Below are 23,805 nucleotides of genomic sequence, written 5' to 3' on the forward strand. Positions count from 1 at the left end.
TAGTGATGAATTGTTTAAACTCTCTGGAGTCATTTTTAGAATCTTTACAACAACGTGATGCCAACCAACCAGAATATCTCCAAGCTGTACGTGAAGTTTTCACCTCACTTTGGCCCTTTCTGGAGCAAAACCCTCACTACCGTGAACAAGGCTTATTGGAACGTTTAGTCGAGCCAGAGCGAGTCATTCAGTTCCGTGTTGCCTGGACTGACGACCAAGGTAAAGTTCAGGTTAACCGCGCATGGCGTGTTCAGTTTAGCTCAGCGATTGGCCCTTATAAGGGCGGGATGCGCTTCCACCCGTCAGTAAACTTATCCATTCTTAAGTTTCTGGGTTTTGAACAGACCTTTAAAAATGCCCTAACAACACTGCCAATGGGTGGCGGTAAAGGCGGTTCTGATTTTAATCCGAAAGGGAAAAGTCAGGCGGAAGTTATGCGTTTTTGTCAGGCATTGATGACCGAGCTTTATCGTCATCTCGGCCCGGATACTGATGTTCCTGCGGGTGACATTGGTGTTGGCGGCCGCGAAGTTGCCTTTATGTCCGGCATGATGAAGAAACTGTCCAATAACACCGCCTGTGTTTTCACCGGCAAAGGGCTTTCTTTCGGCGGCAGCCTTATTCGCCCGGAAGCCACGGGTTACGGCTTAGTTTATTTCACCGACGCCATGCTCAAGCGCCACGGTTTAGGTTTTGAAGGTAGAAGAGTCTCTGTTTCTGGCGCAGGTAACGTGGCTCAATACACTATTGAAAAAGCTATGGAACTGGGCGCTCGAGTCATTACCGCCTCTGACTCCTGTGGCACTGTGGTTGATGAAGAAGGCTTTACGCCGGAGAAATTGGCCCATTTGGCTGAGATTAAAAACAAGCGTTACGGCAGCATCGAAGATTATGCCCGTGAACGTAATCTGGTCTATTTAGCGGGCCAACAGCCGTGGAGTGTCCCGGTTGATATCGCCTTACCTTGTGCAACACAGAACGAGCTGGATTTACCTGCCGCCCGTCAGTTGATTGCCAATGGGGTTAAAGCCGTCGCTGAAGGCGCTAATATGCCGACCACCATTCAGGCCACTGATGCTTTCTTGGATGCCGGCGTTCTGTTTGCACCGGGTAAAGCGGCCAATGCCGGTGGCGTTGCGACCTCAGGTCTGGAAATGGCCCAGAATGCAGCTCGCCTGAGCTGGAAGTCAGAGAAAGTTGACGTTCGTTTGCACCACATCATGCTGGATATTCACCAATCCTGTGTCGAGTATGGCGGTGACGGTAAGCAAACCCACTATGTTCATGGTGCTAATATTGCGGCCTTTGTCAAAGTGGCAGATGCCATGCTGGCCCAAGGTGTGCTGTAAATAATAAAACATCCATATTCTTTGAGATAAGCATTGATAAGAATATGGGATGTTTCTACCCAATGGCATTCAACCCTCGTATTTATATAAGCCAACGTATTCATATTAAAATTTCTCTTTAAGATTTCGCTTATTTAAAATAAGAACCTAATCAGTGACATTCCCTTCTCGGATTAATAGATATTAAAATAATTCATTTTTAATGATTAAGGAATGGGAATGTTAAAGGAATATTTAAAAACTCACACTGACGTTATAAATAGCAATGAAAAAATAAGTATTAATAATATGTCAAACAATATAGAACTCTCAGAAATAGTCTATGAATACAAATGGGGAAATAAAGATAATCACAACATGATCGCTGTGACTTATTCATTTAAGCAGAGTATTTCTCAAGAGTATCATTATTATCGACTCAAGAATGACGGCCCGATTTCTGCGCTTAATCAGTGGCAAATATCGCAGACAAGAATCGCGATGCAGAGCATATCCGATGTGGCAAACATCAGATTCATTGAAGTTAATGAAAGTGTTAACGCTAATATTCCCATTGTCAATGTCCACCCCGAGCAACCTATCAGTGCCGCAGGTTATGCACGTCTCCCTGGTGGTGCAGATAATCTCAGCCCGGTGTGTATTAATGCCGATTTCTCTGAGAATCTTACCCCCACCCAGTCAAACCATGGTGGTCGCGTTATTGTCCATGAAATCATGCATGCTGTTGGCCTGAAACACACTCATGACACTGTTGGGCTGACACAACAAGAAAGCGTCATGAGTTATGCCTCTGAGTGGAACTCAGGTGGAAACTATGCTGGATATAACGCATCCACACCACAAATGTACGATATCGCCGCACTCCAATATCTTTATGGCCCGAATATGAGCACCCGAACCGGGAATAATATTTATACCTATTCCAGCCATGCCCCCATACTTTGTATATGGGATGCCGACGGTATTGATACTCTTGATTTTTCTCATCAAACCCAAGATCAGGTCATTAACCTTGCCGCAGGCAGCTTCTCTCATATCGGGGGACTAAAAGGCAACATCTCCATTGCCTATGGCGTGGTGATAGAAAATGCTATTGGCGGTAGTGGTAATGATCAATTATGGGGTAATAAGGAAATTAATGTCCTGGCGGGTGGGGATGGCGATGATAGTTTATCAGGTGGCAACGGGGCCGATCATCTTTGGGGAGGTAAGGGAAATAATACTTTTATCTACCACCATGTTAAAGATTCTTTAACAACCTCCGCTGACACTATTCATGATTTTAACGCAGGTGACGATAAAATAGATTTATCTCCACTTATATATGGTAATGAAGATATTGCTCTAGTCGACAAATTCAGTTTTAGTGGTCAGACAGAAATAATGCAGAAATATGATGAAGTCAGGGACATAACTTATTTAATGGTTGATTTTGATAATAAGGTGCATGAAGCCGACATGATGATCAAGCTCACCGGCAAGCATCAACTTACATTAAATAACTTTATCATCAGCCCGCTGCTCACTGCCTAATATTGAATGTTTAAAATCAAAAGCGACAGCAATAGTTTGCCGCCGCTTTTTTAACACTGACCAACCCCGCGTCAAGGAAGATCGGTATTACCCAAAGTCATTGGCGTTGCAGTAAGGCAGCAAACAAACGCATCCCGATGAGCTGACACAAGTCAGTGATTCGGGTAAGTGAGTGCCGCTAACACCACTGCGGCGTCAAGGAAGATGGGTATATAAATCGAAACGGTGGCTTTTAGTGGTCACTGCGCCCTGCGCAGCAATCCCCGCCAGAGGTTCTGCATAGTCCGGGCGCTTAACCACCACGCGTTTGGTTGCCAATGCCCGCGCTGGTGCTAATAGCCCATCGGCATCTTCATCAGCGCCCACTAGCGATTGGAACACCCGCATTTCCTTCTTAACCAACGCACTTTTTTGCCGGTGCGGATACATTGGATCGAGATAAACCACTTCGGGCCGAGGTTCAATATCCGCCAACGCGGTTAAACTGGACGCATGCAACAATGTTAGCCGCTCGCGTAACCACGGGCCAATCTCGGCATCCTGATAACCACGGCGCAAACCATCATCCAGCAAGGCGGCGACCACCGGATTGCGTTCCAACATTTGCACATGGCAGCCCAGTGCCGCCAATACAAAAGCATCCCGCCCAAGGCCGGCGGTGGCATCCACCACGCGCGGAAGATACCCTTTTTTGATACCAACCGCTTTGGCAACCGCCTCACCGCGCCCGCCACCGAATTTACGGCGATGGGCGAGTGTGCCGTCGACGAAATCAACATAAATTCCGCCGAGTTTCGGCTCATCGCGCTTGCGCAGCTCAAGGCGCTCAGGGGTTAGCACCAGCGCCATAATGGACTGTTCGTCAGACACCAAACCCCAGCGTTCCGCCAGAATAGACAAAGCGCCGGGTTCGGCGCCTGTTTCAGACAATAAACAAATACTTACCTGTGACACATTCTAGCCCTTAATACCGTAATGGCGCAGCATAGCATCCAACTGCGGCTCACGGCCACGGAAGCGCTTGAACAGGGTCATTGGCTCTTCGGAACCGCCACGGGACAGAATATTGTCGAGGAATGACTGCCCAGTTGCCGCATTGAAAATCCCTTCTTCTTCAAAGCGCGAGAAAGCATCTGCCGAGAGCACTTCCGCCCACAAGTAGCTGTAATAACCCGCAGCATAGCCACCGGCAAAGATATGGCTAAAGGCATGTGGGAAGCGGCCCCAAGTTGGCGATGGCACCACCGCCACCTGTTTTTTCACTTCATACAGAACAGGCAAAATCTGCGCGCCGGTCAGCGGATCAAACTCATAATGCATGCGGAAATCAAACAAGCCGAACTCCAGTTGGCGTAGGATAAACAGCGCCGCCTGATAATTTTTCGCCGCCAGCAGTTTATCCAGCATCTCTTGTGGCAATGGCTCATGGGTTTCGTAATGGCCGGAAATAAACGCCAGCGCCTCCGGCTCCCAGCACCAGTTTTCCATAAACTGGCTTGGCAGTTCGACCGCATCCCACGGCACACCATTGATGCCGGAAACACCCGCTGTATCAATCTTGGTCAGCATATGATGTAAACCATGGCCGAACTCATGGAACAAGGTGGTCACTTCATTATGAGTAAACAGCGCCGGTTTGCCGCCAACTGGCCCATTAAAGTTACAGGTCAGATAAGCGACCGGCTTTTGTAATTGGCCATTTGCCAACCGCAGGCTGCCGACACAATCATCCATCCAGGCCCCGCCGCGCTTGTGTTCACGGGCATATAAGTCCAGATAGAAGCTACCGCGCAGTTCACCGCTGGCATCATAAAGTTCGAAGAAACGCACATCTGGATGCCAAGTGTCGACATCATGACGCTCTTTGGCGGTAATGCCGTAAATACGTTTCACCACCTCAAATAGCCCTTCAACCACGCGCTGTTCTGGGAAGTAAGGCCGCAATTGCTCGTCACTGATGGAGAACAAATGCTGTTTTTGTTTTTCGGAATAATAAGTGATATCCCAGGCGGCTAACTCACTGACACCGTAATGTTTTTCAGCAAAAGCACGTAACTGCGCCAGTTCTTCTTCTGCTTGTGGGCGCGCGCGTTTTGCCAAATCATTTAAGAAACCCAGCACTTGCTGTGGATTTTCGGCCATTTTGGTTGCCAGCGATTTATCCGCATAGCTGCTAAAGCCCAACAATTGGGCTAATTCATGGCGCAAGGTCAGAATTTCGGCCATGATTTCGCTGTTATCCCATTTGCCCGCATTCGGCCCCTGATCAGAAGCACGGGTGGCAAAGGCGCGGTACATTTCTTCGCGCAGTTCAGCATTGTCGGCGTAAGTCAGCACCGGCAAGTAGCTCGGCATATCTAGCGTCAGTAACCAGCCATCCTGCTCTTTGGCTTCGGCCATGGCTTTAGCGGCGGCCAATGCACTTTCCGGCAAGCCTTTCAGTTGCTCGACATCAGTAATCAATTTGCTCCAGCCCATGGTGGCATCGAGCACGTTATTGCTGTAAGTCGAGCCCAACTCAGACAAGCGGGCCACGATTTCGCCATAACGTTTTTGTTGTTCTGGTTCCAGACCAATGCCAGATAACTGGAAATCACGCAGCGCGTTTTCTACCGCTTTGCGCTGTGGCGCACTTAAAGCAGCAAACCCCGGCCCTTCTTTCAAGCTGACATAGGCCTGATACAAACCTTTGTGCTGCCCGACCCAAGTGCCGTATTCCGACAGTAGCGGCAAGCTTTGTTCATAAGCCGCGCGCAATTCCGGGCTGTTTTTAACTGAATTTAAATGCCCAACGGGCGACCAAATGCGCGATAAGCGGTCATCGGACTCCGCCAATGGCTGGCACAGATTTTCCCAGGTAAAAGGGCCTGGCTGGGCGACGACCTGCTCCACCGCTTGACGGCATTCATCCAGAGCGGATTTCACCGCCGGCACGATATCTTCAGGGCGAATAGCAGAAAATGGCGGCAGGGAGAACGGGGTCAACAGCGGATTTGTCATAGGGTTGTCCTGATTATTTTTTTGAATATCAGCGCCAGAAGCAGTCCAGCGACGAATAATAGATTATGTATGAATCTATGGATGAACAAATAACATGAGGTCTGCCAGCATGAAAATCAATGGCTGGCGGCTTAACTGCCATGATTATATCCATTGTGTCGAGGGCGGTCGTCACCACAAATTAATGCTTTTCACTTTTTATCCACCAGACAGTTTATACTAGTTGCCATAATGTGTTGGCTGCGGTTTCTGACGGCGATGCTTTGTCGCATCCACCGAGAAAGGCCGCAAGAAACACTGCCGCAATGTGCTAAATATCAATTGGTTAAAATAAAATGCTCAGTTACCGCCATAGTTTTCACGCTGGCAACCATGCCGACGTTCTTAAACATACTGTTCAAAGTCTGATTATTGAGTCTTTGAAAGAAAAAGAAAAACCGTTCCTTTACCTGGATACCCACGCCGGTGCTGGCCGCTATCAATTAAGCGGCGAGCATGCTGAACGCACCGGTGAATACCTGGAGGGTATCGGCCAACTGTGGCAACGCGATGACTTACCCGCTGATTTAGCACCTTATATGAGTGCAATCAATTACTTTAACCGTGGTGAGAAATTGCGTTATTACCCCGGCTCACCGTTGATTGCCCGCCATTTACTGCGTGAATATGACAAAATCCATCTGACTGAGCTGCACCCGAGTGATTACCCGCTGTTGCGCAATGAATTTGCCAAAGATGAGCGCGCTAAAGTCCAGCGAGCTGATGGTTATCAGCAACTTAAATCACAGTTGCCGCCGCAATCACGCCGTGGTTTGATTCTTATCGATCCACCGTATGAAATGAAAACTGATTATCAGGATGTGGTGAAAGGTATTCAGGAGGGTTATAAACGCTTCGCAACGGGCACCTATGCGTTATGGTATCCAGTGGTTTTACGCCAGCAAGTCAAACGGTTATTGCGGGATCTGGAAGCCACGGGCATCCGCCGTATTCTGCAAATTGAATTGGCCGTCCGCCCAGACAGTGATCAACACGGCATGACCGCCTCTGGCATGATTGTGATTAACCCGCCATGGAAGCTGGAACAGCAAATGAATACGCTACTGCCGTGGCTGCACAAAATATTGGTGCCGTCTGGCCATGGCCATACGCTGGTGAAATGGGTCGTGCCGGAATAATACTTCAAGCTGCACGTGCGTTGGCTGCTTTCGCTCACCCCAGTCACTTACTTGTGTAAGCTCTTGGGGATTTACTCAGTTGCCGCCTTCCTGCAACTCGAATTATTTTGGGTATAGATATCACTGGAATAATTTTTTTCTGAACGAATAGCCTATCAGAGCCATTGATGCACAAAACACTTTCAAACGCTAAACTGTAAGGCAATTTTTTAAACGACTCTCATGGGAAATCCTGATGACCAAACATTACGACTATCTGGCAATTGGCGGTGGCAGTGGCGGGATCGCGTCTATCAACCGGGCAGCCATGTATGGCAAAAAATGCGCGCTAATTGAAGCTAAACAGCTCGGTGGCACCTGTGTAAACGTCGGTTGTGTACCGAAGAAAGTGATGTGGCATGCAGCCCAAATTGCAGAAGCAATTAAATTGTATGGCCCGGATTACGGATTCGACACCACCGTGAATCATTTCGATTGGAAAACGCTGATTGCCAATCGTACTGCTTACATAGATCGTATCCATCAGTCTTATGACCGTGGTTTAAGTAATAATAAAGTTGATGTTATTCATGGTTTTGCGCGTTTTCTTGATGCGCATACCGTGGAAGTTAACGGTGAGAAGATTACTGCCGATCACATTCTGATCGCCACCGGCGGCCGCCCAAGTCACCCGGATATTCCAGGGGCTGAGTATGGTATCGATTCCGATGGTTTCTTCGAATTAGACGAGATGCCAAAACGGGTTGCTGTGGTGGGTGCCGGTTATATCGCGGTCGAAATCGCGGGCGTTCTCAATGGCTTAGGCACAGAAACGCATTTATTTGTGCGCAAGCACGCGCCACTGCGTACTTTTGATCCGTTGATTGTTGAAACCCTGCTGGAAGTGATGAACACCGAAGGGCCGAAGCTGCATACTGAAGCAGTACCGAAAGCTGTAATTAAAAATGCAGATGGCAGCCTGACACTGCAACTGGAAAACGGCACTGAAGTGACTGTCGACCATCTGATTTGGGCCATTGGCCGTGAACCAGCAACAGATAACCTGAATCTGGCCGCCAGCGGTGTTAAAACCAATGAAAAAGGCTATATCGAGGTTGATAAGTTCCAGAATACTAACGTTAAAGGCATCTACGCCGTCGGCGATAATACCGGTGCCGTTGAGCTAACCCCGGTGGCGGTTGCTGCGGGTCGCCGTTTGTCCGAGCGCCTGTTCAATAACAAGCCGGACGAGCATCTGGATTACAGCAATATTCCGACCGTGGTGTTCAGCCACCCGCCAATCGGGACTATTGGCCTGACTGAGCCGCAAGCGCGTGAGAAGTTTGGCGACGACCAAGTGAAAGTGTACAAATCGTCCTTCACCGCAATGTACAGCGCCGTCACTCAGCACCGCCAGCCATGCCGGATGAAACTGGTGTGCGCAGGGCCGGAAGAGAAGATTGTCGGTATTCATGGTATCGGCTTTGGTATGGATGAAATCCTGCAAGGGTTCGCGGTCGCCGTGAAGATGGGCGCAACCAAGAAAGATTTCGACAACACGGTCGCTATCCACCCGACGGCCGCCGAAGAGTTTGTTACTATGCGCTAAGGTTTATTAAAAAACCTTAAAAGGCTATAAACCGCAGGGTTTGTAGCCTTTTTTATTGTCTTGAATATTATCCTCAAGAATATTTTTTACTTTCGCGCAGGCGTCCGCCATTGGCTCGTGAGGTTGTGATAGACCTCGACTCTGCTATCATCAACAGATTAGCGGCTATTTTATATCATATTCTTTAGCATAATCATCTGCATAAAGCATGGATTAACATACTCAAGGAGAATTATGCCGAACGCACCGCGAGACAACCCAGCACCGCTGACTGCTGGAATTGAAACGGGTAAAAAAGCAATTTCCTTTATGGCACGGGAAGTTGACCTATGATGAAAATAATTGACCGTGTGAAAGCTTACCCCCCTGTTGCCCATATTATCCGCGCCACAGACCGCTTCAATGACCGGCTGGGCAGCCAGTTTGGCGCTGCTATTACTTATTTTTCATTTTTATCACTGATCCCTATTTTGATGGTCTCTTTTGCCACAGTGGGTTTTGTGCTGGCCTCTAACCCCGACTTATTGGCTGAATTAATTAACAAAATTGTTAATACCATCAGTGACCCAAGTCTGGCGGCCACCCTTAAAAACACGGTGAATACCGCTATTCAGCAACGCACTACCGTCGGGTTAACCGGTTTGGCGATTGCGCTTTATTCCGGTATTAGTTGGATGGGAAATCTGCGCGAAGCCATTCGTGCCCAGTCGCGCGATGTCTGGGAGCGCAATCCACAGGATCAGGAAAAATTCTATTACCGCTATGCCCGTGATTTTATGTCACTCACTGGCTTAGTTATCGCGCTCATTATTACTCTTTCGCTGACATCTATCGCCGGAGCGGCGCAATCCGCTATTGTTAATGCATTAGGATTAGGGGGGATCGAGTGGTTGCGGCCCGTGATGACACTGATTGCTCTGTCTATCTCTATAGCTGCCAACTATCTATTATTTTTATGGATATTTTGGATTCTTCCGCGACATAAACCGAAGAAAAAAGCGCTATTGCGGGGCACCCTGATTGCGGCAATTGGCTTTGAAATCATAAAATTTATCATGACCATGATGCTGCCGCGCCTTGCCAGCTCCCCCTCAGGGGCGGCCTTTGGTTCAGTGATTGGTTTAATGGCCTTTTTCTACTTTTTCGCCCGTCTGACCTTATTTTGCGCCGCCTGGATAGCGACCGCCCGCTATGCCGAAGACGGCACTCTGCCCTCAGAACCGGGCAATAAAAACCCACAATAGCCCTACATTCCGGTTTAAGGTCAACACCCCATAATGATAAATAAGCATTATGGGGTTTGCCCGCCCCACGGATATCTCACTACACTAGTGGCTCATCATGGAAAGTGAAAGGAAGCCAATGTTTCGTTATCTAAAAAAGCCGTGGTTTTTACTGATATTGCTGGTCATTATCCTGCTGGGCATTGGCTATAAATTGCGCTTCAGCAATGCGGATGCGCTGTGGAAGATTGTGAGTCAGCAATGTGTTCCCCATATGGAAACGGCACATAATCCGCAACCTTGTGCAGAGGTTGATACCCTCGCCGGGTTCGTGGTGTACAAAGATATTCACGGGCCATTACAGTATTTGTTGATGCCGACGGCAAAAATCAGCGGCATAGAAAGCCCGCAGTTATTAGCTACCAGCAGCCCCAACTACTTCCTTGATGCCTGGCAAGCCCGCCACTTTATGGCGGATAAATACGGCGCACCCATTGATGATGCGGATATTTCGCTAACCATCAATTCAAAATATGGCCGCAGTCAGGACCATTTACATATTCATATTTCTTGCCTAAAACCAGCAGTCAAAACCGCTTTGGCGGCACAGGAAGCCGATTTTCACCAACAATGGCAGCCCCTACCCGGCGGTTTATTGGGGCATGATTATCTGGTGCGGCGGACGACGGCGGCAGAATTACAGCAATCAGGGGCATTTCGCTTGTTAGCGGATGAAGTGCCGGGCGCGAAAGATGACATGGGCCGCTATGGTCTCGCCATGACGGCATTGCCCGATGGGCAATTTTTATTGCTCGCCAGTAAAGCCCGGCTGATAACGCTACATCGGGCATCGGTGGAGGAGCTGCAAGATCACCGTTGCCAACGGCTGTCCCAACCACCGATACATTAACGCGCTATTTCTTTTGCTTCATTTTTTGCAGCAATGGCGTGCACTGATTTTTTTCAGCTTCACTGGGGGAAATCAGTGCCAGTAATGCGGCGGCAGGAGTGAAGGCCACACCTAACACCGCAGCAATCGCGCCACGGGCCAACAAAGGCCCGGCTTTGACTCCCGCATCTGGGCGTTTAAATGTGCCTTTCACATACAGCGGTGAGCGCAGGGTTAAAATTCGCAGCCCTTTGCTTTCCGGATCAATAGATAAATCCAGCCGCTCGGTAGCAAAATTGATATTTCCGCTAATATTGATAATGGCATTCTCAGTATCAATCACAAACAGCCGTGGCGTCGCCAAACCATTGCGTAACTGAACATCAGCCACCGCGCAGTTAATTTTGACCTCATCGTCACCAAACAGCTTCGCTACCAAGTAGTTACCGACATTCAGGCCGAGTAACTCCATCAAGCTGCGGCTGATTAGCCCCTGATTGAGTAACAAACGCAGATGACCATTACTGGTTGCCAACAGAGCTGCAACCGAGTTGCCGCTGGCGGTAAATGATGCATCGCCATTCAATTGCCCCAAGCTGTTGCGCATCGCCTGCACCTGCGGCAATAGCTCTTTTAGTTGCAAGCGGCGGGCATGTAAATCAACCTTACCTTGCATGGGGTTTTTATTGCCATTCAGCCGCAGAATGGCATTGAGATTCCCCCCTGCCATGCCAAATCGCAGCGGGTCGAGCAGCAACTCACCATTATTGAGCACTACGTGAGTCGACAGGTCGGTTAATGGCAATGATTTATCCCGATCGATACGTTTAGCTGCATAGGTGACATCGGCATCCATCACGCCCCAGCTTTTAGTATCAAATTTTTCAGTCGGCAACACCTTATTACTGGGTTGTCGGCTGCGCTCACCGCGATTGGCTTTTTCCTGATTGGAATCCGCCCCGATCAACGGCGCTAAGTCAGCAAAACGTAATTTTTCCGATGACATGTTGCCGGTTAATTTTGGCCGTGGTTGGCTGGCGGTATAGGCCAAGTTGCCATGAATATCACTGTCGCCGATTTTGCCGTTAAAGTTTTCGTAGCGATAAACCGCCCCACCGACCTGCTTGAGACTCGCGATTAAACGGCCATCAGTGTTGTAAGGGGGGGTGGCCGGCAATAACACGCCCAGCAGTGGATAGAGATTACCCAAACTGGCACCGGATAATTTCAATTGCAGATCCAACCCCGCCAGATTGCCGGGGTCCGTTAATGTGCCCGCCACCACCACTCGGGTAGTACCAGAACGGATATCCGCCTGCAAGGGGAAAGGGGTGCTGGCATCATTCATCGACAACATGCCGCCAATTTTGCCACTGCCGGTTAAAGGCTGGCCCTGATACTTACCGTCAACTTTCCAACCAAAGATAAAATCAGGCGCATTATTCTTTGCCTTTTCAGCCGGTTGCTTATCTTTTTTCTCATTACGTGCGCCCGTCACTTCAGCAAACGGTAACGGCTTGCCCAGCGGGTCAATCACCGCCTCCAAGTCTGCTTTCAGCACCGCATCTTTCAGGTTTATCTGGCCGCGATCAAAGACAATATCATCAATATTAACCGACCAATCAGAAGCGGCGCTCTTATCATCCGCAGAGCTATTCGCCAGATTAAATGTCCAGTTATTCTCGCCATTCGCCAGCCGCAGCAGGTGGGCATCCGGTTGGGTCAGCCAGATACGCGGTATCCAAACTTCTTTCGCCAGTAATGCCAACGGCGCAATGCTGGCATCGACCCGTTTTAAAGTGATCATTTCCCCGGCAGGGAATGCGGTAGATTCCGCGGTGCCCGCAGTGGCATTAGCTTTATCCGCGGTTTTCTCACTGACTAAATTTGACGGGTTACCCAGCACCAAGTCTTCAGCGTGGATATTCGGCCACGGCACCCAGCCCCGCCAACCCGGTTCATCACTTTTGCGTGACCAGTCCACCCCGAGATTGCCTCGGATGGCGAAAGGCCGTTGCAACTCAGTCGAGACTTTTTCATTAATAGTTGGCTTTAGGCGATTCCAGTCGAAAGTCATAATAAACACGATGGCGGCGACCAGCAGCAGCACAATACCCCCGCCAATGCCCGTCAGCACTTTTCCGGTTTTGGTCATAACAGCTCCATGCCAATACTCATGATCTTAAATTAAAAAACCACTTTAACCATAGTCGAGAATAGCGAAGGAAGGCGGGTTAGAGGAGGGGGATGGGCATTTATTAACCCTAAAGATTAGCCACAGAACAGCATTGGGAGGGACTGTAAACGGTCAAATGACGTCGGTCGGGAGAGATAATAACCTTGCGCGGCAACGGCGTCAGACTGCTGCACCATCGCCCATTCTTGTGAGGTTTCCACCCCTTCAACAATCACCCCTTTGCTATAGCTGCCCATTAAGGTCACCAGTTTGAAAAATAGCTGATTCCCGACATCACTTTCTTGCAGCACGATAAATAAGTCTCGGGCAACTTTGATGTACTCATAGCGCCAACTAATGAATGATGTGAAATTCGCTAGCCCGCTGCCAAAATCATCCAGCCATAACCGGTCTGCCTCGGCAATACGTGCAAAAGGGGTATCAAGAGAGGTGTCGACATGCTCCAGCAATTCAAAACGAATGTAAGGCATAGCATCAATTAACGCCTTAGCCTGCTGATCATCCTGCATTGCCATTAGCGCCTGACCATCAATGTTGATTGAGACCAACACCGAGTGATGTACAAATATCTCATGCCACTGCTTAACCATACTCAACTGCTCGAGCACCACATCCAAACGGGCACGGATACTAATGGCACTAAAATAATCCTCCGGATTCAAACGGGTATCCGGTGATGAGGGATGAAAAACCGCCGTAAGCAACTCGATAGCCAGCAGCGCACCAGAGGTACGATAGATAGGTTGAAAAGTATACCGACGCTGACATTGCCGCCAGAAGCTCTGTCCTTTATTTCGATCAATAGCGGCAAAGGATGGCGCAAGCAAACCTGATATTTTATTGGTCATCATCAGTTTAGTCGCCATATTTTAGGGCATCAAACAGCTACGGCAATAGGGATTGCCAACAACTGGGGGCACCCGGTGATAAACGGTTTTTCTTCTGTAGATGTTATCGACTCAGGCGACCAGAACTTTATATAGCGGCATGATAGATTATTCCTCCTAAGCGAGCTGGTGCGGCACATTTAAGCCATCTATAGTTGTTAATCAATGCCATACCCAATAACTTAATGGAGATGAACATGCCTTACGTCAATATTAAAATTACGCGCGAAGGGGCGACGGCGGAGCAGAAAAAACAGCTGATCGCCGGTGTCACCCAGCTATTAGTCGACACTCTGGGTAAAAACCCGGCCACTACCGTGGTGGTGATTGATGAAGTCGATACCGATAACTGGGGGATTGGCGGCCATAGTGTGACCGACCTGAGAAAGTCATCCTAATTGTTTTTAGAATACTTATTTTCAGCATCATTGTTTTTAGAGTGAAGGTTTTCAGGGCCATAAATGTGTTCAGAATAACGGGAAACTTGTCAGTTTCCCGACTTACATCATAAAAAATTTAAAACATCGTTTTAATACTATTGACTCAGACTAAGCCAGCAGTGAGACTAACCTTATCTTCATTATTGACTCACAGGCCAGCTTTCCATGACCAGCAAAAATATTGCCGTTATCGGCGAATGCATGATTGAACTGTCACAAAAAGGTACCGACCTTAGCCGGGGCTTTGGCGGCGATACGCTGAATACTGCGGTGTATGTTGCCCGTCAGGTATCCAAGCAGGACTTGAATGTACATTACGTCACGGCGCTGGGGACTGACAATTTCAGTAACGAGATGCTGGCCGCCTGGCAGCAAGAGAACATCGACACCTCTCTCATTCAGCGTCTGGATAATAAATTGCCGGGGCTGTATGTCATTGAAACTGATAGCACCGGTGAGCGCACTTTCTATTATTGGCGTAATGATGCCGCCGCACGTTTTTGGTTGACCAGCCCACAGGCGGATGAAATCTGCCAACGCCTTGAAAAATTTAATTATCTGTATCTCAGCGGCATCAGCCTGGCGATCCTCGACAGTGCTTCTCGCCAGCGTTTGCTGACATTGCTGCGCGCCTGTCGGGCTAACGGGGGCAAAGTTATCTTTGATAACAATTACCGCCCTCGCCTGTGGCAGAGCAAAGAAGAGACACAAGAAGCCTATCGCGACATGTTGGCCTGCACGGATATCGCTTTCCTGACATTGGACGATGAAGATATGCTGTGGGGCGAGACGCCAATAGAGCAAGTGATTGAACGCACTCAGGATTTAGGCGTAAGCGAAATTGTTATCAAGCGCGGCGCAGATTCCTGCATCGTCTGGGTGAAAGAGGGCTTTGAAGCCCACCAGTATGATGTTCCGGCGGTTAAACTGCCGAAAGAGAAAGTGGTGGATACCACGGCGGCTGGGGATTCGTTCAGTGCCGGTTATCTGGCAGTTCGCCTGACCGGTGGCAGTGCGCATGACGCCGCTGTGCGCGGACATTTAACCGCCAGCACCGTGATTCAATATCGTGGGGCAATCATCCCACTGGCGGCAATGCCAGCGGTGTGATTCAGCATTCAGTCCGACGGATTTATCGCACCTAGGGGCGCTTCCCCTTCTTTCAGGACAACACCAATAAGCCCGGTACATAGTGTCCGGGCTTATTCATAACGACTCAATATTTTACTTATTGAGCTGTTGTGGGTGTCGGCGGTGCCGTCTCCGCAGCAGCCACTGTAGGCGCAGCATCTTCTGGCACCACTGTGTGTGGTGTCATAATTGCGTTATATGCATCCTGCAATACTTTTACATTCACTTCTGGCTCGCCTTTTGGCTGCGTCAGAATCAGCGTGGTATCTTGTGATAATTGCTGCTTCAATTCCTGATTCAGTACCGTCAAAGTCAGACCTGACAAGAAAGCCTGTCGTAGCTTCTGGTACTGCTCCGGGGCGATATCCACCACACCACTTTGTTGTGAACGCAGACGTTGGCTCATCAAAATATCAGTATCTGTGCGGGCATAGGTGGCAAACAACTTACTGAGCTGATCGTTTTTCTGCGCCATCAAAGCATCAAACTCTGCCTGACTCAGGCCATTGGCGCGCAAGCTCGCCAGTTCACGAGCAATGAAATTCATACCCGATGTCAGATTTTCTGCCGGTGTATTCAAATGAATGGCACATTGAGCGCGCTGATATTGCACCCGGCAATCAAAGCCCAATTTCAGGTTTTTCTGATCACTTTTTTCCAGCACTTGCTGAACATGCCAGAACAATGCCTCACGGGCTAAATCACTGCGCCAGTAACGGCTTAACGCAATAGAATCCTGAATCGGATGCCAAGGGGTATCCCACATCAGTGATAACGTGTCTTGCGTCGCCTGCTCATTCATCAAGCTCACCGGCTCTGGCGGCAATGGCGCTAACATCGCGACAGGTGCTGGTGTCGCCCGCTTCCCTTTCAACTCAGAGAATGTTTTGCCGATTTGGGCGGCAATACTGCGGCTGTCGACATTCCCCACGACATACAATGTCATGGCATCCGGGGTATACCATTGCTGATAAAACTGTTTTAGCTTCTCAATATCTACCAGTTTTGCCACTGGCTGGCCGGGATCATGCCCCATCAGAGAAGAGCCTTTTAGCCGATAACGCCACCAAGGTTCCTGAATATTTTGTGGGAACGTAGCAATAGGATCGGTAGCACTATTCAGCGCCGCATTAACGGTCTGTTCACTGATGGCCAGCTTGCCACTGGTATCGGACAACCATGCCAAAGCTTCTTTCAGCAAGTCAGGGCGGTTATTGGGCAAGCTCAAGCTATATAAAGTGAAATCATAAGATGTAATAGCCGGTGGCAACGGACGATCTTTATCGACCCCTTGTTGCCATAGCGACTGAAGTTGGGCAGGAGTAAAACTCGCGCTACTCATTAATGCCAGTTGCGGTAACAAATGGGCAAAGCCAATTTGCGGCGCACTCTCAACTAATGAGCCTGTATTAACCACCAGACGTAACTCGATCCGGTCGCTAGGGCGCTGTGGCGTTGCCAACAACTGCCATGAAAACCCGTTTTCTAATTTCCCCTGCTGCCAGGCAGGATCGGGTTGTAGTGCTTCAGCCTGCACATTACTACTGGCGGCGGCCAGCAATAACCCACCAACTATAAGACGAATTCTGGTGCCCTGCATGTGAACCCCTACTTAATAAACTATCCAATGTTAAAACGATGCAACGTCATGTCATTCATGTAAGCCATCTGTACTTTCACACCAACCGCCAATGAGTAACATAGCGGCGTCATGCAATAGGGTAATCATGAAAACATAAATAAATAAGTCCAGCTTTCAAACACGCATCGTTATGCCGTCATTATTGGGCGAAAAATCAACGGTTATCACTCGCGTAAAAACTGAAGCTGGGAGTGTACCATTCTGTTAGACCGCATGCTTTTGCCGATGTCACTCATCAGAGTAAAAAATAGTATCTAAATGGTAATTAACACAATAAAGGCTATCAAGGGGCATAATGAAGAGATGCTACCGGTGACAATTCGCCACCGGTAGTTTTTAGAATGTAGAGAGTTAGCGGGGTATTAAGACGGAGAAACGCTATTCTTTATCTCATTATTCGGTAAGGTTTTATTTGATAATACCGCTTGCAGTTGGTCGTTATCCAATTGGTTGCACCATTTCGCTACCACGATAGTTGCAACCCCATTACCCACCAGATTGGTCAGCGCACGAGCTTCAGACATAAAGCGGTCGATACCCAGAATCAGCGCCAAACCTGCTAATGGTAAATGCCCAACCGCAGAAATGGTGGCGGCCAAGACAATAAAGCCACTGCCCGTGACCCCTGCCGCACCTTTTGAGGAGAGCAACAACACCACCAGTAAGGTAACCTGATGAATAACATCCATTTGGGTATTGGTTGCCTGAGCAATAAATACCGCCGCCATGGTCAGATAAATAGAGGTGCCGTCCAGGTTAAACGAATAACCGGTCGGAATAACCAAGCCCACCACGGACTTCTTACACCCGGCTTTCTCCATCTTATCCAGCATACGCGGTAGCACAGACTCCGAGGAGGATGTCCCGAGCACGATCAGCAATTCTTCTTTTATGTAGCGGATGAATTTGAAGATGTTAAAACCATTAAATTTCGCAATGGACCCCAGCACGACCACCACAAACAACACGCAGGTAATATAGAAGCAGATAATGAGCTGGCCCAGTTGCACCAAGCTACCCACACCATATTTACCGATGGTAAAGGCCATGGCCCCGAAAGCCCCGAGAGGTGCCAAGCGCATGATCATATTGATAATGCCGAAGATAACGCGGGCAAAACTCTCAATAACATTAAAGATAATCTGACCTTTTTCACCCAGGCGGTGCAGGGCAAAACCGAACAGCACAGCAAACAACAGGACTTGCAGAATATTGCCGCTGGCAAAAGCGCCGACTACGCTGCTGGGAATGATATCTAGCAAGAATGGCACAATCCCTTGCTGCGAAGCTTGTTCAGCATAAAGTGCAACCGCCTTTGCATCCAGTGTCGCAGGGTCGATATTCATACCTGCACCGGGTTGCACCACATTAACAATCACCAAGCCAATCAGTAGCGCAATGGTACTGACAATCTCAAAATAGAGTAGCGCAATGGCACCAGTGCGGCCCACGGCTTTCATACTTTCCATCCCCGCGATACCGGTCACAACAGTACAAAAAATCACGGGTGCGATAATCATTTTAATTAGTTTAACAAACCCATCACCCAGAGGTTTCATCTGAGCACCGAGTTCCGGGTAGAAATGCCCCAGTAACACACCCAAAGTAATCGCCGTTAACACCTGAAAATAAAGACTTTTAAACACTGAAGCTTTCATAACTATGTCCTTTTGGAGTAATACACGGCAGCCTGTCGCTTTGCTCTCTGTGATAATTGAGTGACACTTCTTTTTTATCCGTGCTTGCGCGGAAAATAACACCCTCATAACAATATGGAAATTATTAGTTGCACTGGATTGCACCCTAAATGCGAAATTAAGAACTGAAACGCTTCAAGCGGCAGCAACAATCGGAATACGGTCAAATCAACCAGACAATTAACCCAAAATGATTAGCAATAAGAAAGGATAAAAAAGAAGCAATTTACGGTTGTGAAGTATGCAAGGAGTGAATGATTTTTGAGCGGAACATTGAGTGGGCGGTAGCCCCCTTTTTGAGGGTGAAATCAAGGGGGCGGTTTAATACGACGATGAAAACCCGTGGGTAAAAGCACCGAGCAAACAGGCCCTGGGAAGCCGCTGCTCGGCACTTTTTACCAACAGCGGCCCCAGCACGGGCCGCTGTCGGGACTATTTACGGCCGTTCGGTTGTAGCTTCTCGCCCACATTGAGCAAGAACAGTTCATTATCACGAGTTGAAATTCGCGCTGAACCATCGTCCATTCTATAAGCCCCCTCAGTGAAGCCCGCACCATTCAGGAAAGGTGCCACTGCCTGGGGTTTATTGCGCAATGATGCTTCCAGAGCCAGCAGAGCGTAAGGTTCTATGGCATCAACATCAGCATATTGGCGGTCAGGAGAAGCCATGAAGAAGCCGTCTATATAACGCGTTTTAATGATGTTATCGCCGATTTTCTCTGCCAATAGCCGATAATCTGCTACCTGGCTGGCCTGGTAAAGATCCAACAAAGCAAACAAAGCGTAAGGATCACTGTTGGTGGTATCCATTTTCACTTTGACATCTTTGCCCGGCGCAGTACCGATATCGCCCAACCCTTGGTCATTAGCAATACCGCGGGCAACTTTCCACAGCAACGGATCATTGTCGATAGCATAAGCACGCGCATAAGAAATCAGGAATTCATTACCTGCTTTGTATGGTTTGATCACCGTGCCTTTTTTACCGTAATAACCATCACGTGGGAGGGTATAATTTGATAAATCTTGCCCGTTGGCCATCATCGGGCGGAAGGTATTGTCTTGATCGTTATAGGCATATTGAGCAAATGCTTTCAGACCATCCACTGTCCACTTCAATAAATCCTGGCCCTGAGGCCCCAAATCTTTGCCCAACTGCAACTGCATCAAGGCATTTTCAGAATAAAGGGTGCTGGTACGCCCTTTGAGCATCATGTTGCCTTCCAATGCTGCCGGGCCGAACTCCGGCCCAAACTGGCGCTGAGCGCGATCGCCAAATTTGGAATGGGTATCGGCATCATCCGTTGGCTCTTCGCGTTTCAGAGCTTGAGTAAACTGATAAACGCCAAGGCCCGTTTTGGCGTCACGCGGCAAAACATACTGATCAGCCAAGCGCTTAGCCCAGACTAATGCGCCGGGTTCTTGCTGGTGTTTGTAGAGCAAGGACGCAGAATAAATCAGGTCATTGCCCGCATTGAGGAAACTCAGTCCTTTGGTAGCAAAGAAAGGTGGCTGCTGCTCAAATTTGCTTTCCCACAGTGCGCTCATCGGTTTGCCATATTCACCGTGGCGACTGGTTTCAAGAATGCGCCAATCATAAACATGGGCATTCCAAAAGCCGCGAATAAACCGCGCTGTTGCATCACTGTCGACGCTAAACATCAGATCATAATAGGGATAAGCATTTTTCAGCTCGTGCACCATCTCTTTTTCGCTTGGCCCTTCTGGTTGAAGCGTTTTTAGATCAACAAACCGGTGGCCGCCCCAATACAGTAAACCACTTGGGTCTTGATAATTCTGGAAGTGATAGCGAACAATATCTTCAGCGCGCTTCTGATAGCGGGGATCGCCACTCAGCTCGCTCAACCCACTCATAACGCGCATGAGATTTTGTTGTGCTGAGAAATTTGATAATACTGCCCGGCGGCCATCAGGGAATATCCATTCCAGTTGCTGCCCAGTGCGGGGGTCAACACCATCCGCCAATAGCGGGCTAGGTTTATCACCGTGATAGGTATCGGATGCCTTATTTAATACATTATCGACATACTGTTTTACCACTGTCAGGCGGTCGGTATCCGCGGCCTGTCCGGCGGGAATATATAGCGTGGCTAGTGCTGCCATACTCAAAAATAACGCTCTTTTTTTCATGACTTCGTTACCTGTCAAAAATCGTTATAGCGAGGTGTGACCCCAAAGGTCAGAATGTAATGACTTCAGTAATGGATCAGAAACTGTATTTGACGCCTACGCGATAACGAGTTTGGCGTTCATCGGTATTTTTACTGCCAGAGACATTACCGACAGCCATATAAGGGGACCAGTTCTTATCCCACTTATACGTCAATTTAAAATCATGGGTCCAATCGTAATTTTCGTTATCCGCTAAAGTGACCCCGGCTTTATTAGCTTGTTTGTAATCCAGCTCGTAGTCTAATTGGAATTCTTTGTTGATTTTATAACTGAGAACACTCGTCAGATTATAACCATTTTCAGACGTGTCTTTTTTTGTATTAATATTGGCGCTAGTACGCTTGTAATAAGGGCGATAACGTAATGAGATAGAGAGATCATCAACGATATTTGCCTTACCACGTAAATAAGGGCGATAATTGTTAGCACTCGAGCTTGAATCTAATGAGAAACCCGGTTCGATAGAGAATGTTTTATCAATTTTATACACATAGCTGGCAACCACTTCAGTACCATTACTCACACCTTCATGGAATGGTTTATCCTTGTCACTGGCACTTTTCCACTTGCCTTCCAGAGATAATCCGAAGCCATTAGCAAAGCGGTGGGACATTAATAAGCGGTCTTTGTGATTATTACCACTTTGATCTTGTGTTTCATGACGATAGTCAATAGTAACGGCCATTGCGCTGGTGCTGATAAGTGATGCCACTGCCAGAGATAATAATTTAAATTTCATTACAGATACCTTATTTTAATAAATAAAATTAATTATTATGATAAATACAGACTCCATTTATGAAACATCATTCTATTTATTTTGATATTAAGTTCCGAGATCTATGACTGATAGTTCGAAATTAATAAAACCAATATCCATTTATGTGATTTAGTTCAAAGTAAATAGTTTTAACTAATGCACTGACACTGTGGTTTTTTTTGTTCTATCGCAGGTGTAGTAAGGGATTAAGGCTATTTAGGAGGGGTTTTATTTCGAATTAAATAATCTTGACGAGATAGGTGTTAATATTGTAGGCGCGACTTAAATAAGAAAATAGATGCCAACAGAATATTTACTTATGGGTATTATTAATAAATGCCGCTAACACCGCTCTAGCATCAAGGGCGAAAAATATTACCCAAGCTATTGGCGTTACAGTAAGGCAGCAAATGAATGAATCCCGATGAGTCTATTTATTTTAAGGTCAACGGGCAGTCAGTGATTCGGGTCAGTGAGGGAAGCTAACACCGCGGTGGCGTCAAGGGCGCAGGGTAAAACGGGCTTCAAACTCCTCACGGGGTAACGGCTCCGAAAATAAAAAGCCCTGCCCACATTGAATACCCTGTTTTAACAACCATTGCCGCTGCTCATCCGTCTCGACACCTTCAGCCATGACTCGGAGTTTCAGCACGTCGGAGATGGTGCTAATGATTCGCGCCATCGCATCATCTTCGGGCAAATGCTTCACAAAACTTTTATCCAGTTTAATGATATTGATCGGCAAGCTTTTTAGGTGATTGAGATATTGCAGGCCTGAATACCCGGTACCGAAATCATCCAGGGCGATAGACAAGCCAAGCCCCTGTAACTGGCGCAATAACATGAACGCTTTATCGAGATTCTGAATACGCGCAGTCTCAGTAATCTCCAACACCAATTGGTGTGGGTCAATGTTATTGCGGCTAATAATGGTTTGTAGGTGCGTTAGAATACTCTCACATTGAATTTGTAAGCCGGAAATATTGACCGCCAGTGACAAGGTAATTCCTTGTGCTTTCCAGTCAGCCAGAATGCGGCAAGCTTCCTCGAGCACCCAATGACCCAGCGGCATCATCGCGCCACTTTCTTCTGCGTCAGTGATAAACTCTGAAGGTTGACGATAGCTACCATCCGTCTGCCGCCAGCGTAGCAATGCTTCAGCACCAATAATCCGCGGCTCTTCCATATCCCATTGCGGCTGTAAAAACAGGACGAAATCACGATTTGCAATCGCCCGCAAAATGTCTTTTTCCTGCGCCAACTGTTGCGGGGTTTTATGTAGTAAAGGTAATTCAGTCCCCAGCGGACAGCTCATGCCCGCATAAGCCTCAGCTAACAATTGTTGATTGCGATTGTAATTGTGAACCAACATACCCAGTTCATCATCCTGATGATGAGCAGGTAAAGTCAGTTGGTGATTCAGTACCCCTTGCTGACCTATCTTTTCCAGCTCTTTGGCCACCGCACGCAGTGGGTGAATAATGAGGCGATTAATACACCAGGCGAGTGATACAGAGAGTACCAATGCCAGCAGCAAATAAGTCGAGAGCATCGCCGACAAGGTGCTGAGGATAAACTGATACATGCGAAATGAGTCGGCCCGTAACACCAAATGTGCCAGTGGCTGCGGATTGGCGGATACCCGCTCCAGAGAATATAACGGCACCGTTATCTGCACCGGCAGGGAAAAAATACGTTTAGCCCAGCGGGGTACGGGCCTTTCCGTGGGGAAGTTTGCGTGTAATACCTGAATTTGATTAGGTAAAATCACATCGGCACGGCTAAGGATGCCAATGGGGAGTAAATTATTGAGGATATTTTTGGCTTGGGGGATATCGACACTCAAGATTGCCGCAGACAGCGGTTGGCGAACTGAATAGGCGATACTCTCCAACTGCTTGGCGTAATCGTCCTTGCGCTGCTGCACAAAGTGGAATAACTGAATGACGATAAAAATACAGATGGTGACCAGGGCAACCACTGCCACCGCCGCCATTTGCTTAATCGTTAATGAACGCCTTACCCGCAAACTCACTCCCACCCATTCCGACTGAATAAAATAAAATGGTTGCCACAGTGATGCGGCGACTCATCGATG

The 23,805-nt window shown here is 48.1% G+C and carries 16 protein-coding genes and 1 pseudogene; 8 read left to right on the forward strand and 9 right to left on the reverse strand.

Features of this window, described 5'->3' with window-relative positions; all coding sequences use genetic code 11:
* Positions 1–5: 5 nt before the first annotated feature.
* Together gdhA and DXZ79_RS19755 are read left to right on the forward strand one after the other, a co-directional pair.
* Complete coding sequence (gene gdhA / locus DXZ79_RS19750) at positions 6–1,349, forward strand: NADP-specific glutamate dehydrogenase (protein ID WP_004388942.1); 1,344 nt, start codon at positions 6–8, stop codon at positions 1,347–1,349.
* A gap of 219 nt (positions 1,350–1,568) precedes the next feature.
* Positions 1,569–2,882: a M10 family metallopeptidase gene (locus DXZ79_RS19755; RefSeq protein ID WP_072089156.1), complete on the forward strand. Its 1,314-nt coding sequence runs from the start codon at positions 1,569–1,571 to the stop codon at positions 2,880–2,882.
* Between the two features lie 195 nt (positions 2,883–3,077).
* Here the strand turns inward: DXZ79_RS19755 and rsmJ are convergent, their stop codons facing one another.
* Positions 3,078–3,836: a 16S rRNA (guanine(1516)-N(2))-methyltransferase RsmJ gene (gene rsmJ, locus DXZ79_RS19760; protein ID WP_038637419.1), complete on the reverse strand. Its 759-nt coding sequence runs from the start codon at positions 3,834–3,836 to the stop codon at positions 3,078–3,080.
* A gap of 3 nt (positions 3,837–3,839) precedes the next feature.
* Positions 3,840–5,882, reverse strand: a complete 2,043-nt coding sequence (gene prlC, locus DXZ79_RS19765) for an oligopeptidase A (protein WP_038637423.1) — start codon at positions 5,880–5,882, stop codon at positions 3,840–3,842.
* Between the two features lie 335 nt (positions 5,883–6,217).
* On the opposite strand from prlC, the gene DXZ79_RS19770 reads away from it, so the two are divergent.
* From DXZ79_RS19770 to DXZ79_RS19785, 4 genes and pseudogenes are all read left to right on the forward strand, one after another.
* Entirely contained in the window at positions 6,218–7,060 is an 843-nt protein-coding gene (locus DXZ79_RS19770) for a 23S rRNA (adenine(2030)-N(6))-methyltransferase RlmJ (protein ID WP_038637426.1), read from the forward strand.
* Between the two features lie 235 nt (positions 7,061–7,295).
* Positions 7,296–8,648 carry a glutathione-disulfide reductase gene (gene gorA, locus DXZ79_RS19775; RefSeq protein WP_038637429.1) on the forward strand — a complete coding sequence of 451 codons (1,353 nt, stop codon included), beginning with the start codon at positions 7,296–7,298 and terminating at the stop codon, positions 8,646–8,648.
* Positions 8,649–8,882: 234 nt separating this feature from the next.
* A pseudogene (gene yhjD / locus DXZ79_RS19780) lies at positions 8,883–9,892 on the forward strand (inner membrane protein YhjD).
* Between the two features lie 97 nt (positions 9,893–9,989).
* Positions 9,990–10,781 carry a CDP-diacylglycerol diphosphatase gene (locus DXZ79_RS19785; protein WP_172667616.1) on the forward strand — a complete coding sequence of 264 codons (792 nt, stop codon included), beginning with the start codon at positions 9,990–9,992 and terminating at the stop codon, positions 10,779–10,781.
* Between the two features lie 4 nt (positions 10,782–10,785).
* Here the strand turns inward: DXZ79_RS19785 and DXZ79_RS19790 are convergent, their stop codons facing one another.
* Together DXZ79_RS19790 and pdeH are read right to left on the reverse strand one after the other, a co-directional pair.
* The gene (locus DXZ79_RS19790) at positions 10,786–12,915 is read right to left on the reverse strand and encodes an AsmA family protein (protein WP_120011560.1); all 2,130 of its coding nucleotides are present in this window, start codon (positions 12,913–12,915) and stop codon (positions 10,786–10,788) included.
* Positions 12,916–13,031: 116 nt separating this feature from the next.
* The gene (gene pdeH / locus DXZ79_RS19795; RefSeq protein WP_038637436.1) at positions 13,032–13,823 is read right to left on the reverse strand and encodes a cyclic-guanylate-specific phosphodiesterase; all 792 of its coding nucleotides are present in this window, start codon (positions 13,821–13,823) and stop codon (positions 13,032–13,034) included.
* 218 nt (positions 13,824–14,041) lie between these two features.
* Here pdeH and DXZ79_RS19800 point away from each other — a divergent pair, with 218 nt between their 5' ends.
* Positions 14,042–14,242 carry a 2-hydroxymuconate tautomerase family protein gene (locus DXZ79_RS19800; RefSeq protein WP_004388926.1) on the forward strand — a complete coding sequence of 67 codons (201 nt, stop codon included), beginning with the start codon at positions 14,042–14,044 and terminating at the stop codon, positions 14,240–14,242.
* Positions 14,243–14,449: 207 nt separating this feature from the next.
* Entirely contained in the window at positions 14,450–15,394 is a 945-nt protein-coding gene (kdgK, locus tag DXZ79_RS19805) for a 2-dehydro-3-deoxygluconokinase (protein ID WP_038637439.1), read from the forward strand.
* Between the two features lie 118 nt (positions 15,395–15,512).
* Here kdgK and DXZ79_RS19810 read toward each other — a convergent pair whose 3' ends face one another.
* The 5 genes from DXZ79_RS19810 to DXZ79_RS19830 all read right to left on the reverse strand — a co-directional run bounded on the left by DXZ79_RS19810 (position 15,513) and on the right by DXZ79_RS19830 (position 23,736).
* A complete protein-coding gene (locus DXZ79_RS19810) occupies positions 15,513–17,015 on the reverse strand; it encodes a M16 family metallopeptidase (RefSeq protein ID WP_120011561.1) in 1,503 nt (500 codons plus the stop codon).
* Between the two features lie 404 nt (positions 17,016–17,419).
* The gene (locus tag DXZ79_RS19815) at positions 17,420–18,715 is read right to left on the reverse strand and encodes a dicarboxylate/amino acid:cation symporter (RefSeq protein ID WP_038637443.1); all 1,296 of its coding nucleotides are present in this window, start codon (positions 18,713–18,715) and stop codon (positions 17,420–17,422) included.
* A gap of 471 nt (positions 18,716–19,186) precedes the next feature.
* A complete protein-coding gene (locus DXZ79_RS19820) occupies positions 19,187–20,905 on the reverse strand; it encodes a pectate lyase (RefSeq protein WP_038637446.1) in 1,719 nt (572 codons plus the stop codon).
* A 76-nt stretch (positions 20,906–20,981) separates the two neighbouring features.
* The gene (locus tag DXZ79_RS19825) at positions 20,982–21,686 is read right to left on the reverse strand and encodes an oligogalacturonate-specific porin KdgM family protein (RefSeq protein WP_120011562.1); all 705 of its coding nucleotides are present in this window, start codon (positions 21,684–21,686) and stop codon (positions 20,982–20,984) included.
* A 520-nt stretch (positions 21,687–22,206) separates the two neighbouring features.
* Positions 22,207–23,736 (reverse strand): EAL domain-containing protein, encoded by a 1,530-nt coding sequence (locus DXZ79_RS19830; protein WP_072089167.1) that lies wholly within the window; start codon positions 23,734–23,736, stop codon positions 22,207–22,209.
* Positions 23,737–23,805: the final 69 nt, after the last annotated feature.

The sequence above is a fragment of the Yersinia rochesterensis genome (assembly GCF_003600645.1).
Classification (GTDB): domain Bacteria; phylum Pseudomonadota; class Gammaproteobacteria; order Enterobacterales; family Enterobacteriaceae; genus Yersinia; species Yersinia rochesterensis.